Source organism: bacterium, from assembly GCA_035370465.1.
GTDB lineage: Bacteria > Ratteibacteria > UBA8468 > B48-G9 > JAFGKM01 > JAGGVW01.
On sequence record DAOOVW010000034.1, the window covers coordinates 1 to 16,962 of the forward strand.

The following is a 16,962-nucleotide window of genomic DNA, read 5'->3' on the forward strand; positions in this document are numbered from 1 at the left end:
GAATAACTGGCAGATAATTTATCTTACAATGGATGACCACATTAAAGATTTATTTAAAGAGGCATCCCATCTTTCTCCTGTTGATTTTAATTTATATTCCTTATAAATTTTTAACCCTGTGTTTATAAATGTAAAAATCACTGGCCCGCTTTTCCTCCAGACCAGGTCTGGGGAAATGGCAGAAAAAAAGGGTAGGGGGTTTTGCGGGAGATGGAGATGCTTGATAGAATTCCCCTCTTTGACAAAGAGGGTATCTCTTACCCACAAGTTCCCCCTTTGTAAACCGACTAAAGAAGCAAAGGGTAGCAAAGCAGAGTTGGTGCTTGTTTCCAAAATACTTCCCCCTTTGTAAAGGGGGATGGAGGGGGATTTATAAGCAAAACGGGGATGGAGGGGAATTTCAACCTTCTTCCCACAGGGGAGAAGGCAATAAGATATTTTTGACGATAATGGATTACCTTTCAAACGACAATTGAATTTGACAATTTTAAAAGTGTATTTTAAAATCAAATTGCGATATTAAAATGAAAACTATAAAATGGTGGTTTTATGGAAAATGTAGAATATAAAAAATATCTTATCAGTGTTTTTCTGCAGATTATCTCATATCTTTGCATTATAGTTATTATCTATGTCAAAAAAACATATTAAATGCGAATAGGAAAATATTTAATTTCAACTGGAGTTAATGGTCCAGGAAAAAGATTTGTAATTTGGTTTCAAGGATGTTCTTTCCATTGTAAAAGCTGCTTTAATCCTGAATTTTGGAATAAAAATGGTGGGAAGGTAATGAATGTTAAAGAAATGTTATCTATTATAGATAAATATTCTGGTATTGAAGGAGTTACATTTACAGGTGGAGAGCCTTTTCTTCAAAGTAAAGAGCTTTTATCTCTTTCAAAACTAATAAGATGTAAAAATTTAACTATTGTTTGTTTTACTGGATACCAATATGAAGATATTTTAAAAGGAAAAATTCCTTATGGTAAAGAATTACTGAATTATATAGATATACTTATTGATGGTAGATTTATTAAAGAAGAAAAGACATTTTTGATATGGAGGGGAAGTCGTAATCAGAAGGTATATTTTCTTTCAGAAAGATATAAATATCTAAAAGAATTTGTAGAAAAGGAAGGAATAAGTGAAGCAGAAATAAAAGTAGGCAAAAAAGGAATTTCTATAACTGGAATATTTGATATAAACTTTTGGGAAGAGTTAAAAAAAGTACTAAAAGAAAATGATTAGATGCCCTTATTGTTTACAAAGTGATGAACCAAAATCAACGAAGAATAATAATACAGAAGTATATACTTGTACAAAATGTAGATCTCTATTACCAAGGGATTTTGTTGAAGAGAATTATCCTAAAATGACAGTTGGTATTATTGGATTTACTGGGCATGGTAAAACAGTTTACTTAACATCACTTTTCTACTTATTAAAATTTATAAGAAGAAGTTCTTTATGGGAAAATTTTAATTGGCAGACGCTTGATGAAAATACTCATAAGATAGTATTTGAACATGTTTCTTTATTTGAGAAAGAGCATAAATTACCTAAATCTACCCCTGCGAATTTTCCTTTACCAGCAATTATTGAATTTTTTGATATGCCATTGATAGGTAATTGTTTTTTCACTTTTTATGATACTGCTGGAGCAGTGTATGAAGAAATTAATAGTATAACAAATATGGGAAAGTTTGTTGCATATGCAGATGTAGTTTTCTTTATTTTAAGTATACCTGATTGCAAAAGAAGAAAGGGAAGGAGTTGGCAGGATGAGATGGAAAGGTTTTTGGATATATATGTAAATGCAGTGTATAACCGACTTGGCATTTCACTGGAAAAATTTCAACATCTTATTGTTGTATTAACAAAAGCAGACCTTTTTATTGATGGAGAGGAAGAACCAGAACTTAAAGAATTTTTATTACAAGGTTCATATAATTGGTGGGGGTTAAAAAAAACAAGAAATGGAGAGTTTAGAAAAAAAATAAATGAAATAGCCAAGTTTTCAGAATTTATAGAAGATTGGCTTGAAGAGAAAGGAGGTGGTGGATTTATAAATTTAGCAAGAAGGAGATTTAAAAGTGTTAAATATACATTAATATCTGCAATAGGTTCTGCTCCAAAAGGTAAGAAATTGGTATCGCTTTCACCAGAGGATCCGAAGAGAGTAATAGACCCATTGATGTTAATAATACAAAAAATTTTTGAAGGAGAAGGAGAAGAGGAGCGAGTGGTAAGTGATACAGTGAAGGAGTTAACTACTTCTGAGCAAGTAACTCAACCAATTCCTGATAATGAAATTTTACAATCCATTTATACAAAAGTTCCAAAAAGGAAATCTTACTTTAGAAAAGGTGATTTTCATACTGTATTTTATCCTACCAAATTTTTAAATAGGAACGATATATCAGAAATAGAAAAAAGGATACATTTTCCAGGTGATATATTTGATGAAAAAATAACATTATTTTTTCAAGAAATACAAAAAAAGTGGTGTCTTGTAATTCTTAAAATCAAGAATTTACCTAATGAAAAAGATTCTTTAAATAGGGGGGGGTTATTTCTCTGTCATGCTTTTATATTTCCTGAAAATATATGGAAAAGAACAGGAGATTTATTGAGTTTAGTTAAATTTACAGAGGGATTTTCTTTTACAAAAATAAAAGATATTTTCAATTCACCATTTTTTGATAGAAGAAATGGGAATAGTAATAACATAAAAATTTTACCAGAGAAATTAGGAGAAATTTCTAATACACTTCCGAAATTATCTAATTTTAACTCTGATTTTGTCTGGAAAATTATTATATTGATGAATAGAATAGCCAGAGAAAAAAATAACAATATACCTGTAATTTTGAAAGGAAATCCAGAAAACATAACTGATTTTTTGAATAAAATTTTTGCCTATATTCCTGATGACTTTAAAGTTTTAATTGGGTTTGACTCATGTTTTGACAATGGCAATCTTGCTTCTTATCCTTTAAAAATAGTAGGATACAAAACAACTCTTCCAACAAATACCAGTTCTATTATTATTGATCTTGAAAAATCCATATTAAAAGTTCCTGATGGAATTGAAGAGTTATGTAATTCTCGAAGTTGTTTTGAAATATGGTTAAATTCTCTTCGTGAAAAAATTAAATATAAGGAAGAAATTGAGAAGGCATATAAACTTTCAGAGATTATTGAAGAAGGTAAAGATTATTCAGATAAAGAAATTTTAACAGGTGAAGACCAAAAGATATTTGTTTCCATAAATAAAGAAAGAATAATAGAGAGGTTTTATAGTTATTTAAAAGGTTTAATCTGGGAAGAAGTAGTAAAAGTAGTTATAAAGGAGATTTCTATTGATAAGATGTTTGAGATTTTTTTTGATAGAGGGAAAATTAAGGATATTTGTGGAAATATAGTAGGAGTAATTATAAGAGAGAAAATACCAATTATTCCAGGGAGAAGTTATATAAAAGAGGAGTTATTAAGTGAAGGGAATAATATAATCAGGGCGATGTGGAAACTTGCAAAAGGAGAGAAATTAAGTAATAAAGATATAGAGTGTTTGAAGGAAGATGAAAGGAGGGAATTTTTAAGGTATTTAGTTTTAACAGAGGAGGAGAAAGAAGATTGGCTGTTAGATATTTTAGGGACAAACAGGGATATTGTAGAACAACTCCTTAAAGATAATAAAATAAAAGATACATTAAATAAAGAAAGAATAATAGAGAGGTTTTATAGTTATTTAAAAGGTTTAATCTGGGAAGAAGTAGTAAAAGTAGTTATAAAGGAGATTTCTATTGATAAGATGTTTGAGATTTTTTTTGATAGAGGGAAAATTAAGGATATTTGTGGAAATATAGTAGGAGTAATTATAAGAGAGAAAATACCAATTATTCCAGGGAGAAGTTATATAAAAGAGGAGTTATTAAGTGAAGGGAATAATATAATCAGGGCGATGTGGAAACTTGCAAAAGGAGAGAAATTAAGTAATAAAGATATAGAGTGTTTGAAGGAAGATGAAAGGAGGGAATTTTTAAGGTATTTGGTTTTAACAGAGGAGGAGAAAGAAGATTGGTTGTTAGATATTTTAAGGACAAACAGGGATGTTTTAGAACAACTCCTTAAAGATAATAAAATAAAAGATACATTAAAACCAATTATTGAAGAAATACTACTTCAAAATAAACACCTTTTCAAAAAAACTTTTGATATTTTAGAAGAGGCAATTTTTTCAATAAATAATGAATATTTTGTTTTAGAATATCAACATTTACAAAGTCATGAAATATTTGTAAATGTTTTTATATCTCTTTTAAAATCGAAAAAAAAGGATGAGAAAACGGTTGAGGATATTTACAAATGGGTGAAAAAAAATTCTCCTGATAGAATAGAAGAAACGAGTGAAATTATCAAAGAATATCAAAACATTGACCCATATGATTTTAAGTTTATAGGTAAGTTGAAAAGATTTTTGAGAAAGATATGGAGTAAAAAGGGAATGTGATAAAATTATATAGAACAAAAACAAAAAAAAATATATAATTTAGTAAATACCCAGTCAATTGTATTGACTGAAGGTAGCAAGAATAAAAGTAAAAAAACAAAAAGATTTAAAGGTTTTTTCTCTCTACTTAGATATGACCGAGGCTAATATTTATATAGTTTATAAAAAACCTTTTGAAAGAGATTTCCAATGAGGAGTCAAGGGGAAAATGAGTGGATTAAAATATTCAAATGTTTATATAGAAGAACAAATTAGGAAAAAACAGGAAATAATATCCCAAATAGAGAATACAAAAGCAGAAATATTTATTTTGAAAGATAAAGGCAAAAATATTATAGGTGAATTTTCTCAAGGAATAAAAGAAGAATTTAAAATGGAAATAGAAAAATTTAAGAGTTGGCAGAAAAATAAAATACCAAATTTTTCTTTTTATATGTATATTCATGAACTTCAGGCAGTAAAAAAAGAAATGGAGGAATTTAAATGTATTGGGATGAAACAATTTAAAGCACTTTTAGAAATTAAAGAAAAAGCACCTAAAAAAATTCAGGCAGTAAAAAAAGAAATGGAGGAATTTAAAGGTATTGGGATGAAACAATTTAAATCATTTTTAGAAATTAAAGAAAAAACACTTAAAAAAATTCAGGCACTTAAAAATAAAATGGAAGAATTATCTATAATACTTAAAAGTATTGAAATATTATCTACAAAATGGCATCTTGAAGAATATGCAGAAATTGAAAAAGCAATTGACTTACTTTCCCATTCATTAGAAGAAGAAAAGGTCTCGTTGGTTGAAAGTGAAATAGAGAAATTGAATTTAAAAATAAATAAAATGAAAGAAACATTAAATGGATATGAAAATTTAAATAAACAAAGACAATATGTTTTAGAATCTTTAAGGAAAGTTTGCAAACAAATTGGATGGGAAGAAATTAAAGAACCATATTTTGAAAAGAAAGACGACCCAAGAAGTCGGATTATCTATGAAATCAACACTTATTCAGCAGGAATTATGAAGTTTTATCTTACTCTTGAAAAAATAGTGGTTAATTCACCATTAACAAATGAAAATAATTATTGTATAAAGGAATTTAATAATCTATCTGAAAAACTTAAAAATTTTGGTGTAAATACAAAATTTAAACGTGATACAGCAGAAAATGAGGACCCTATGTTATATGGAAAAAACAGAATATCCACAATAGATGAAGAGTCATTAGAAAATAATAGATGAAAGGGATTTAATAAATAAAAATGAGCGAATTAGAAAATTTGCTGATTGATTTAGTAGATGCAGGATGGTATACCAGAGAAAATGCTTATAAAAAATTAAATTCTAAATATCCAGATTGGTATTTCACCTCATATATTAAGGACCTCCTGCCTGTATATATCAAAGCATTGGAAAGCGAAGATGATAGTATAAGATATTCAGCAGTAAATGTATTAAAATTAATAAAAGATAAGTTAGCAATAGAAGGACTAATAATTTCACTGGTAGATTCTAATGCATTAGTAAGAAAAATATCTGCGGATTGTTTAAGTGCAATAGATATTAGTAAAATACATCCTGGGTGGCATAAAGGAGAAGTAGTAAAGAACTATATATCAAAGATAATTTCTGCATTATTTTCAGAAAATGAAGATGTAAGAAACAAAGCACAGAAATTAATAAATAAAATATATCCGAATGGAGAAAATTGGATAGAAAACAAAGAAATAGTAAATAATTTATTTTTATATTGTACCAAGTTGTTATCAAGTGGGAATAAGAAAAAAATCCTTGAATCTAAAAACCTAATAAACAAAATTTTAGACAAATTAGATTTTAAGAAGTATAGTGAAAAAGGAATTTTGGATTTTATTAGTGCATTAGAAATAGATAATGAAGAAGTTAGGGAAATAGTTATAAATATACTTGTAGAGAAAAATAATGAATTTTTAAGTAGTTATCCAATTTTATTTTGCCGTAAATGTTATTTAAAAAGGCCTGCAAAAATAAAAATATATAACAATATAGATAGAGAATTTATTGTATGTCAACATTGTAGAGAATCTAATTATTTAGAAAAAGGGGTAAATAGAGTAATTGGAGTTATAGGTGCAGACTTTGAAAATTTTAAAAGAGAAGGAGATGTAGTTTATATAAATTTATGGGATAATAAAACCAAAAGAGCAGTAAATGCTGATATAGATGAACTTGAAATACGCAAGAAAGATGAAATTGATTATGCTGCAGTAGTAGATTCAATATGTTTAGAATTAAAAAATGACATTTCAAGGGATAAAGGATATCTGAAAACAATACCAGTTGTTTTAAAAACTGATATTTCCAAAGAGGTTAAAGACCTTTTAAAGAAACAATTCAAAGAAATAAGAAAATAAAGGAGAGATTATGTCTGTCTGGATGGAAAATTTAAAACAACTATTAACACAAAAAGAAATCCTTATTCTATATGGAAATGTTAGAGATACTACATATATCAAGAAAAATGGTGACTTGGTGAAAGGACTTACAGAACTTATTTGGGAAATTGGGAAAGAATTTGGATATGATGAAGAAAGATTCTGGGGTGTATTTTATAACAATGAAAATAAAAGTCAATCTCCTATGTGGGCGATAGAAAGAATTGATATTTTTAATGAAGAGGGTGGAAAATCAGAGGTAGAAGAAATAAATGTTCAAGATAAAGAAGTTGTTTTGTTAACGAAATGGCTCCAAAAATATATAATGGATATAAATAAAAAAAGAATTTTTGTTATTTATTATATAGATAAACTCACTCCTTATAATCCAAGGGGTCCATATCCAAAAGATAAAGAAATTCTTATAACACTTATTCAAAAAATAATAGAAAATATTTCTTCAAATAATAGATTGATAATGGTATCTTTGCAAGATACTATGATTCCATTTGATTACTATACTAATTCCCCAAAAGTTGCTGTAATGGAAATTCCAAAACCGGGTAAAGAAGAAAGAAAAATCTATTTTTCCAAACATTTAATTGATTTTAATCAAGAACATCTTGATTTTCTTGCAAATATAACAGATGGGTTATATGTAAGAGATATAGACAATATTCTAAGAGATGTTTTATCTCAAAAAAAAGATATTTCAAATTCTATTTTAAGAAAAATTGTAAATAGATATCGGATTGGGACAGAAGAAGACCCTTGGGAAAATTTACCATTATCTGGTTCTCCAAAAGGATTAATTGATTCTGCTGAAAATTGGTTTAAAGAAAAAGTTATAGCACAGGATTATGCAGTAGAAGAAGTTGTAAAAGCAATAAAGAAAGCAAGGGCAGGAGTTGTAGGACTTGCATCAGGACAATTAACAAAGCCAAAAGCAGTTTTTTTCTTTGCAGGTCCTACAGGAGTTGGAAAAACTTTTCTTGCAAAAAAATTAGCCGAATATCTATTTGATTCTGAAAGTGCCTTTGTTAGAATGGATATGAGTGAATATAAAGAAGAACATACTGTTTCTAAACTCATTGGTTCACCCCCTGGATATGTTGGATATGAAGAAGGAGGACAACTTACAAAATCGGTTAAAAGTAAACCCTTTTCAGTTATATTATTTGATGAAATAGAAAAAGCACACCCTAAGATAATGGATATTTTTCTTCAAATTCTTGATGATGGACGGCTTACGGATAGTAGAGGACAGATTGTTTTTTTTACAGAGTGTGTAATTATTTTTACCTCAAATATAGGTGCCAGAACAACAAATAATAGAGGAAATCCAATATCAGAGCGAGAAAACTTAGAAAAAATTTTAAGTAATAAAGAAATTAGCGAGGAACAAAAACAGGAAATGGTAAGAGAACATTTTGTTGAAGCGGTAAGAGAATTTTTTATGTATGAAATATCAAGACCAGAACTTCTTAACAGGATAGGTTCTCATATAATTCCTTTTAATTATATAAGTATACCAGAATCCCAGAGGAAAATTATAAAAAGTAAATTGGAAGATATAAAAAATAATTTTCAAGATAAATTTTTCTATGCAGGACATATATTAGAGTTTAAAGAAGATGTTAGTAATTATTTCTTTAATAAACATAGGGAAAACATAGAAAAATTTGGAGGTAGAGGGCTTGTTAATATCATTGAGGATGAAATAGGCCCTTTACTCGCTGAACAATTACTTTTTGCAGAAAAAACTGGGATTATCAAAGTAAAATTTACTTTCTTCGTTAGTGAAAATGGAGAATTGAAATGCAGAAGAGAGTAATTCAAAAAGCAGATATTTCTTTTACTGCAAATCTTTCTAACTCCATAGTGCTTGTTATACACCCATCCAAAGAATTTAAGGACAAAATTTTCTATATAGGAAAAGAAATTGTCAGTAGATTACCAGGAAGGATTGAAGGAATTTATTTTCTTGGTTCTAACAAAAAATATACAATTTCTATTCCGAGAGATTTTGAGGAAAATTTTCCAAGGTGGTTTAATGATAACGAAAATAGAGTTAACCTTATATCCCCGATTTTTGAAGAATTTGAGAAAAACTCTTATTATAGCACAATAGCTGTAATTTGTTCTTCTATTCCCTATGATTTAGATGATTGGAATGCAAATAAAATAATAAAAAGAACACTGTTTATAAATGTTTCTGATAACCACAGTAATAAAAATTATTATACAGAGATTAACTTAAAAGGAGGAATATCAGAAATAATAAATGCATTGAACGACCCGGCAATAAATATACAAATTAGAGGACAGGGATTTATACCAATTTTTTATGAAATACATTCAAAAGGAAAAATAGAAACTCCTGTGTATAAAAAAGGAGAATTTATTATAAATATTATTCTAGAAGAAGAATTTATAGATGTACATTTAAAAGCGTTTTTTTTGAAGAACCCTCCATATCTTTATATAAAAAGAGAAAAAGGTGTGGAAGAAAAAATCCAAGGGAAAATTGGAAAATTCATAGTTCCAGAAATAATATGGCAAGAACTTCCGAAAGAATTAATACCTGTGTTTGAAGCATTTTTTTCAAAATCAGAATATATTTGTTATCAATGTGGGAAAAAACATTTATATACTACATTAGTTTGTCCTGAAGGAAGTGTAGTTCTAAAAAACATACCTTTAGGGAAGGTGATTTTATTTAATAAAGAATATATGTTCTACCCTCTTTCTGATTTTGCTTTTGTTTTTGAAAAATCTGGAAAAATAATAACAAATGATGGTAAACTTTATAAATTACATAACGAGAAATTGGACTTTATAAAAAACATTGAACTTTGCGAAGAGGTAGAAAAAAATGTGTTTGCTCTTTACCATAAAATTTGATAAATTTGGTTTCCCTTTAATTAAACATAACAACTGGAATTTTTATATTTCACTTTTGCCTGTATCTAAATTTCAATTTGAAAAATTTATGATAAAAAACGGACCATTAGGATATTTTTATACAGATGAATGGTATAAAAAAATTCTCTCATTGAATAAAAGAAATAATTGGAAAAAAATAAATGAAAATCCATGGGGTATCTTTATTACAGGATTAGAATATAAAGAAATTGTTCCATTTTTAAAATATTTAGGTAAAGATTTTAGGTTACCTACGGTAGAAGAGTGGATTTGTCTTTACAAAGTGACTAAAGAATTAAAAGAAGAAAAAGAAAGTTTATTCAAACAATGTAAGAAAAATTGCAGTTTTCCCGCTCTTTACTGGATTAAAAATGATTTTTATCCATTAACTGAAGAGGGATTAGTTGAAATAGTAAAAGATGAAAAAGGTCAAATAAAGCATATTGGAAAGCCATTTAATAAATGGCTGCCTAATCTCTGGCAAGCAAATACAGTTAGAGATATTTTTGAAGAAACAAAATACTTAGCAGGGTTTAGAGTTGCTATTACAGATAAATGAGGATAACAAAATTTATTTTTGTTAATAATTGTATAATTATGTTGTTTTTCTTATTAACTATTGCATTAAAAAAGTGAATTTTGGGAATAGAATTATAAAAATAAATAAAGTAACAGCAAGAATTATTAATATTGTCATACATCCACATCCGTTAGGTTGCGGAGACATATGTTTTAATTGTTCTAATAATTGTAAATTTTTTTCTTTTTCTTCTTCCAATCTTTTCTTCATTATTTCAAACAAAGAAACTGTTCTTTCTCTAAAAAAATATGGGAAAATTTCTTCTTCTTTCAAGGAAATATAACTATCTGCTACTTTTTCAAGTTGTTCTATATTCTTTAAAGTATCTATAGTACCTTTTTCTATTTCTTTAAGGGTTAGATTTTTTTGAGTTATTTCTGCCATATTTTATATTTTAATATACTTTAATGTTAATTATTTCTATACCTTTTTAAAAACTAACTACTCACTTTAAAAAACTTACATAATTATAATTTACCAGAAAACTGTCTTTTCTCCTCTATTATCCTTTTTCGGGAATCTCTATAGTATTTTTACATCTTTCACATCTATAAATTCTAACTCTCTGGTTATTCCTATCTGCCATCATATTTCCCGCTAATAACCCCCCAAAAAAACTCCTTGTTAGTAATCCCCCAAGAATAGCAGCATTTATATTATCTGCTGGAGACCCCTGTCTAACAGTTGTTTCATATTTTGCCACTCCTCCACAATATGGGCATTTTAAAGGCGTATATCCATTTATTACAGAATTATTTTCATTTTCTTCAGTATTTTCAATCACTGAATGGAGTTCCTCTTCAACATCCGTTAATAATTTATTCAGTATAATAGACGAATAATATCGCACAAATATATTTTCTGTTTCTTCTATATATTCAATCTCAATCCCAGTTTGCTTCCCTTCCCATTGATAAACCTCTACATCTGTTCCTTCACTTTCTAATTTTCTCTTGCTAATTATTCCACCTCTTTCTACTAAAAATCCAGGTCCATAAGTTGTCTCTAAAAAATTAAGTAGCACCTCATAATTTTCTTTTTTATTATTTTTTAAAAGAGCAAAACAGAATATCTCATTTTCATTAGTTGGAATATCTTTTTCAGATTCTATTTTGTTTATTTTGAAAAAACCATAATAGATTTCTTTGAAGGAAACTTTCCCTATAACTACTGTATCATTTTCCTGTATATATATGTTTCCCAAATCAGGAATACGAAAGGGACGATAAAATTTTAAGGAAGGATACTCTTTTATATTTTTTCCCCATCTTAAAAATCTAAATTTATCACTATCAAGGTCTACAATTAGTTGTTCCATTATAGAAATTTATTAACTAATTTGACACTTTGTTTTTATTTTCTATTTATATATTACAATTTATTAATTTTTTGTCAAGTTAACTTCGCCATTTCATTTTGGGCAATTATGAAAACACTTGTAAATAAAGGGGTTGAAGAGATTTTGATTTATTACTACATTTCACTACATATTTGCAGAAACCCGTATGAAATAAGGATTTTTCATTTTTGAGTGGCGAAGTTGACTTGTCAATTTGATAACACTATTACAGAAAAACTTTTATTACAATATACTTTAAAAGTAAATATTTACTCAAGTCTCCGTTTATATTCTTAGGCACAAAGTAAAGGGATATCGGAATAAGAGGTTAATTGTTCTACACAGTCCACAGGCTCGCCCGTAGGGTCTACGCCCGAGGGTAGGGATGAGGGTGGTTTTATAAGGGGCGATTTTGTTTTTAGATATGTCTTTGTGTTGCAGTATTTGGGTGTGAGTGAATATTATAAAATATCTCCTGTAAATCACCGCAAACCCCAAAAAGGCAAAAAAGGGTAGGGGGTTTTGCGAGAGATGGAAATGCTTGATAGACAAGGGATTTTGCAAAAATAAATAAAGTTGTTAATATAATTTCAGGTAGTAAAAGAAGGGATTTGCGGAAAAGGTAGTTAAAACCCTTGATATGTTTGCTCTTTGACAACCCACAGTAAGAATCACTGACCCGCTTAATAGGGGATTACGACAAACCATACAATCCACTTACTACTAATACTACTATATCGTAAGAATCACTGACCCGCTTAATAGGGGATTACGACATTGTTCAAAAGTCGTTAGTGATGTGAGGAAATTATCACCAATGGGAAAGGAATTAAGTAGTGTTGTAGGAATTAGTATATGTGAGGAGAGGAGACAGTAGCAACATTGATAGGTAGATATTTAGATGGTAGTTTAGAGAGCAAGTATGTAAAAGTGCTTAAGAAGTATATATTATAAAGGAGTAAGATATGGCAGAAATAAAGTTTTTTGAGGTGATAGATTGTATGACCTGCAAGCATATAAGAAAAAATGGTAAAGGTAATTTTGTTTGTGATGCTTTTCCAGATGGAATACCTTTAAAAATGATAGTAGAGAGCGGGCATAGAAGAAAATTACCTGGTCAACGGGGCGATGTGGTATATGAACCGAAAAAGTGGTTAAAAGAGGTATAATATTATAAAGAGAATGTAACTATTGGAGGTAATAATAAGAGTATGTAAGACATGTGGTGAAGAGACAGAAGATTTAACTTGTCCTAATTGTGAGGTTGCTACGGTATCTTTATCAAAAGCAATGAATTTTACAATAATATCAAAGAATGAAGATGAGTATGGTTAGAATCACTGACCCGCCTAATAGGGGATTATTTAACCGCGTAAGTTTAACCCCCGCGGTTAGAAGAGGATTGACGAAGGAATATAAATGACTTAAATTGAGAAGAGTGCTAATAGTGAAAAACAAGATGCCCGGATGAAGTTTGCTATGTTGTGACCGCAAAGGAGCAATAGATATGAAAATCACACTGAAAACTAACCATCCGCTATTTCAAAGACTTAAGGATAATCCTCCCCAATGGTGGCAAAACCTGAAATCAGACCCGGAGATATACATTGATATAAGGAAAGAAAACTACTTAAATGTATATCATAATGGCGGCTCTATCATGAAATTGGGAGGAACAAAAGGATACAAAGCGCAAATACACACGGAATACATACCGTTAAACACAACAGCGAAGTATCTGCCGTTTGAGTTTCAAGAAGGAAATATCTCATTAAAGGAACTGCAAACAATTGATATAAGGAATTTTGAAAGAGAGGCGCTGGAAAGAATAAAAAAGAGAATCCGGAAGTTTTATCCCAATGGTTCAGAAAAAGGCATACAGGGCCAGTATGTAATCAATAACAACAAGAAAAGAAGAGGCGAGGGGTTTTTCATTGATACAGAAATGGCGTACGGGAATAATCGGAAAGATATGAAGCGTATTGATATGGTCTGGGTAAACATGAAAACCAGAGAAATCGCATTTGTAGAGTTGAAAACAATGGGCGATGACAGGTTGTATGCAACTGAAAGGGAAAGCAACGAAACAATTGATAAACAGCTTAAGAAATACTATGAATTTGCGAAAGGCAACAGGAACGATTTAATTGAATACTATAACAGAGTGTATCAGGTTAAAAAAGAGTTGGGACTGTTGCCAAGATTTGCAAAAGATGATTCTCTTAAAAATTACCGGCTTATTGAAAGACCCATTCTTCTAGTAGGCGATTGCACCCAGCAATGGATTGATAAGAATGCAGAGGATATAAATAACTGGCTTAAAGATATAGCTTTTGGTTGTTTATACCAGGGGAAGACAAACTATAACTTTAAAATACCCTATGAGAAATCCCAAAATTGCTTCCCACTGGCTGAGGAATAAGGTATATGAAATTCAAAATTCACAGAGGGACCAGGGAAATCGGGGGCTCCTGTGTTGAAATCTGGACAGAATCAAGGCGTATAGTTCTTGATTTGGGTATGCCCCTGGTTAATCCTGACAGGACACGCTTTGATTCAAGAATCCTCAGGAATGCCTCGGTGCAAGAACTGATTGACAAAGGCATTCTGCCGGATATTAAAGGGTTGTATGAAGAGCCAGGCAATACGGCATTGATTCTATCTCATGCCCATCAGGACCATTTCGGCTTAATAAAATATGTCCATGAAAACTGCAAAATCTACCTCGGCAAAGCATCTGAGGTATTAATTGGGCTTAGCAGTATCTTTTTAAACGAGAAATGGGACATATCAAACCCCGTGAATTTCGAATCGGGAAAAATGTTTTCTATCGGCGATATTGAAATAATCCCATACTTAATGGATCACTCCGCATTTGACTCTTATGCGTTTTTAATCAAGGACGGAGGAACATCACTGTTTTATAGCGGCGATTTCAGAAGACACGGAGGAAAAACAAAGGCATTTGATTGGTTTGCTCACAATGTAGAAAAAAATGTAGATTATTTGCTGCTTGAAGGTACAACTATAGGGCGAATCGATGTAGAGTTAAAAACCGAAGATGATTTAGAGGCGGAGTTGGTAAAGATTTTTAAAGAAGGGAAAGGGATTAATCTGATTTACACTTCCGGCCAGAACATTGACCGGCTCGTCTCAATCTATAGGGCATGTAAAAGAACAGGAAAGACTCTCGCTATTGATTTCTATATCGCTGCTGTTCTGACAGAACTGTCTAAATTCGGCAAAATTCCATACCCATCAAAGAACTTCCCGGAAATAAGAGTTTTTTTCCCCTATCGGCTCTCAAGAATGATTAGCGACCGGGGAAACAAGGACATACTGTACCGGTTCAAGGAGTTTAAAATCACAAAAGCACAGATTAGCGGGCAGTTCGATAAAACAGTGATGATTGTACGCCCGAGCATGAAAACAGACTTGGAACATATCAAAAACCTGAAAAACGGAATCTTCATTTATTCCGTTTGGAGCGGATACAAAAAAGAAGATGCGACACAGGAGTTTATAAAGTTTCTAACCAGCAGGGGAATGATTCAAAGAGAAATTCATACAAGTGGGCATGCTGATAGAAATACATTGAAAAGAATGGTTGAGGTTCTGAATCCCAAAAATCTTGTCCCAATCCATACTTTTGAAGGGGATAAATACGAAAAAATATTCCCAGGAACAAAAGTGCTGCGGATAGATGATAACGAGGTAATTTCCTGAAGGTTGAAAAACCTGCAAACCCTTGATACACTTGCTCTTTGACAACCCACGGTTAGAATCACTGACCCGCTTAATAGGGGATTTCTCTCCAGACCAGGTGTGGAGGAGTAAGAATTCAGAAAAAAGATAACTGCTGGATGGCTGTTGACTTATTTTCTGAAAATATGTATAATAAAGGAAAAAGAGGAATAATATGGAAACAGTAATTATTGGAGAAAGAGGACAAATAACAATACCTAAAGAGTTAAGAAAGAAGTATAAGTTCAATCCTAAAACGCCTGTTATTATAGAAGATAGAGATGGGGAAATAGTAATTAAGCCAGCAGTAGTTGTTTCTATGGATAAAATAAAGTCCCTTCTAAAAGAGTATGATAATGAGTTTATTCAAGAGATGGTAAAATCATTATCTCTTTCTTCAGATGAAGAAAAAAAGATATTGAAAAAGTGGACAAAAAAATAAAAGTTTTTTGTGATAGTAATATATTTTTCTCTGCAATTTATACTGATTTTAAAAATTCGTAAATACTTACTCAACCACATTAATTTAAAAGCACAAAAGCCCCCCTCACCCTCGCCCTCTCCCCTGTGGGTAGAGGGTAATAAGAGGAAAAAAGTTCTTCTCCCCAGCGGGGAGAAAATAGATGCAGGGATAGGGTGTTTTTCTCTTTATAGAAATGGAAAGACAGAAAAGTAGGGAAGAAATTTAATATGGTTAATAACTCCTGCGTCTAAAAAGGGTATGGGAAAAAGGATTTTTCCCATATTTATAATAATGTATTTCGTATTGGGGGTATCGTTGGGAAAGGGGAAGCACCCCTGTCCCAAGAGCGAAGCGACGGATGAGGGGGTGATTTTCATATCAGTACCTGGTATTGTCTGCAGGAACCTGTGGAACTGTTTGATTGCAAGACCAGTTCCTGATTACTCTGTGCCTTTGTGCCTAAGAATATAAACGGACTTGAGTAAATATTTACAAAAATTCTTATCCTTCCTTAATTATAAAACTTGCTGAAAATAACTTTTTTGATATCTATTTCTCAAATTTGGTAGAACTTGAAGTAAAATACAACATAGAGAAAAAAATCCCACAGAAAATAGATGTATCAAACAAACTTTTCTGAAAATTTATAAGAGTAGAAGATGTAATTATTGAATTAGAAATTCTCAATAAATTACCTGAAAAAGATAGAATAATACTATCAACTGCCATATATTACAGAATGGATTTTTTTATTACAGGAAATGTCAAAGATTTTTCTTATTTACTTAACAAAAAAATAGGCGAGACACTGGTTTTATCTCCAAAGGAATTTTGTTATAAAGAAAATGAAAAATAAAATAATAAAAAGGTGTAGATTTGTAATTCAAATTACCGCAAGTCCCAATACGCATAAGTTTAACTCCTGAGGTAAAAGAACTGTTGTGTCAAATAAAAATCTACTCGAAATACTAATTCGTTGAGACATTAAG

Annotated in this window: 15 protein-coding genes; 12 read left to right on the top strand and 3 right to left on the bottom strand. The window is 30.3% G+C overall.

What is annotated here, in order from left to right; all coding sequences use genetic code 11:
- The first annotated feature begins 651 nt into the window (after positions 1-651).
- From nrdG to PLW95_05745, 7 genes are all read left to right on the top strand, one after another.
- Positions 652-1,248, top strand: coding sequence for an anaerobic ribonucleoside-triphosphate reductase activating protein (gene nrdG / locus PLW95_05715; protein ID HOV22160.1), 597 nt, complete (start codon positions 652-654; stop codon positions 1,246-1,248).
- A complete protein-coding gene (locus tag PLW95_05720; protein ID HOV22161.1) occupies positions 1,241-4,513 on the top strand; it encodes a hypothetical protein in 3,273 nt (1,090 codons plus the stop codon). Before nrdG ends, PLW95_05720 begins: the two co-directional genes overlap by 8 nt.
- A gap of 208 nt (positions 4,514-4,721) precedes the next feature.
- Positions 4,722-5,750, top strand: coding sequence for a hypothetical protein (locus PLW95_05725; GenBank protein HOV22162.1), 1,029 nt, complete (start codon positions 4,722-4,724; stop codon positions 5,748-5,750).
- A 20-nt stretch (positions 5,751-5,770) separates the two neighbouring features.
- Positions 5,771-6,901, top strand: coding sequence for a hypothetical protein (locus PLW95_05730; protein HOV22163.1), 1,131 nt, complete (start codon positions 5,771-5,773; stop codon positions 6,899-6,901).
- Between the two features lie 10 nt (positions 6,902-6,911).
- Positions 6,912-8,756, top strand: coding sequence for an AAA family ATPase (locus tag PLW95_05735; GenBank protein HOV22164.1), 1,845 nt, complete (start codon positions 6,912-6,914; stop codon positions 8,754-8,756).
- Positions 8,741-9,826: a hypothetical protein gene (locus PLW95_05740; GenBank protein ID HOV22165.1), complete on the top strand. Its 1,086-nt coding sequence runs from the start codon at positions 8,741-8,743 to the stop codon at positions 9,824-9,826. Before PLW95_05735 ends, PLW95_05740 begins: the two co-directional genes overlap by 16 nt.
- On the top strand, positions 9,798-10,406 hold the full coding sequence (locus PLW95_05745; GenBank protein ID HOV22166.1) for a hypothetical protein: 609 nt from the start codon (positions 9,798-9,800) through the stop codon (positions 10,404-10,406). Before PLW95_05740 ends, PLW95_05745 begins: the two co-directional genes overlap by 29 nt.
- A gap of 57 nt (positions 10,407-10,463) precedes the next feature.
- On the opposite strand, the gene PLW95_05750 is transcribed toward PLW95_05745, so the two are convergent.
- On the bottom strand, positions 10,464-10,811 hold the full coding sequence (locus PLW95_05750; protein ID HOV22167.1) for a hypothetical protein: 348 nt from the start codon (positions 10,809-10,811) through the stop codon (positions 10,464-10,466).
- 118 nt (positions 10,812-10,929) lie between these two features.
- The gene (locus PLW95_05755; GenBank protein HOV22168.1) at positions 10,930-11,745 is read right to left on the bottom strand and encodes a hypothetical protein; all 816 of its coding nucleotides are present in this window, start codon (positions 11,743-11,745) and stop codon (positions 10,930-10,932) included.
- A gap of 986 nt (positions 11,746-12,731) precedes the next feature.
- On the opposite strand from PLW95_05755, the gene PLW95_05760 reads away from it, so the two are divergent.
- From PLW95_05760 to PLW95_05780, 5 genes are all read left to right on the top strand, one after another.
- On the top strand, positions 12,732-12,935 hold the full coding sequence (locus PLW95_05760) for a cytoplasmic protein (GenBank protein ID HOV22169.1): 204 nt from the start codon (positions 12,732-12,734) through the stop codon (positions 12,933-12,935).
- A gap of 22 nt (positions 12,936-12,957) precedes the next feature.
- Positions 12,958-13,101 (top strand): hypothetical protein, encoded by a 144-nt coding sequence (locus PLW95_05765; protein ID HOV22170.1) that lies wholly within the window; start codon positions 12,958-12,960, stop codon positions 13,099-13,101.
- 172 nt (positions 13,102-13,273) lie between these two features.
- Complete coding sequence (locus PLW95_05770; GenBank protein HOV22171.1) at positions 13,274-14,188, top strand: hypothetical protein; 915 nt, start codon at positions 13,274-13,276, stop codon at positions 14,186-14,188.
- Positions 14,189-14,193: 5 nt separating this feature from the next.
- A complete protein-coding gene (locus PLW95_05775; protein HOV22172.1) occupies positions 14,194-15,492 on the top strand; it encodes an MBL fold metallo-hydrolase in 1,299 nt (432 codons plus the stop codon).
- Between the two features lie 193 nt (positions 15,493-15,685).
- Positions 15,686-15,952: an AbrB/MazE/SpoVT family DNA-binding domain-containing protein gene (locus PLW95_05780; GenBank protein ID HOV22173.1), complete on the top strand. Its 267-nt coding sequence runs from the start codon at positions 15,686-15,688 to the stop codon at positions 15,950-15,952.
- A 570-nt stretch (positions 15,953-16,522) separates the two neighbouring features.
- On the opposite strand, the gene PLW95_05785 is transcribed toward PLW95_05780, so the two are convergent.
- Complete coding sequence (locus PLW95_05785; protein HOV22174.1) at positions 16,523-16,702, bottom strand: hypothetical protein; 180 nt, start codon at positions 16,700-16,702, stop codon at positions 16,523-16,525.
- Positions 16,703-16,962 lie beyond the last annotated feature (260 nt).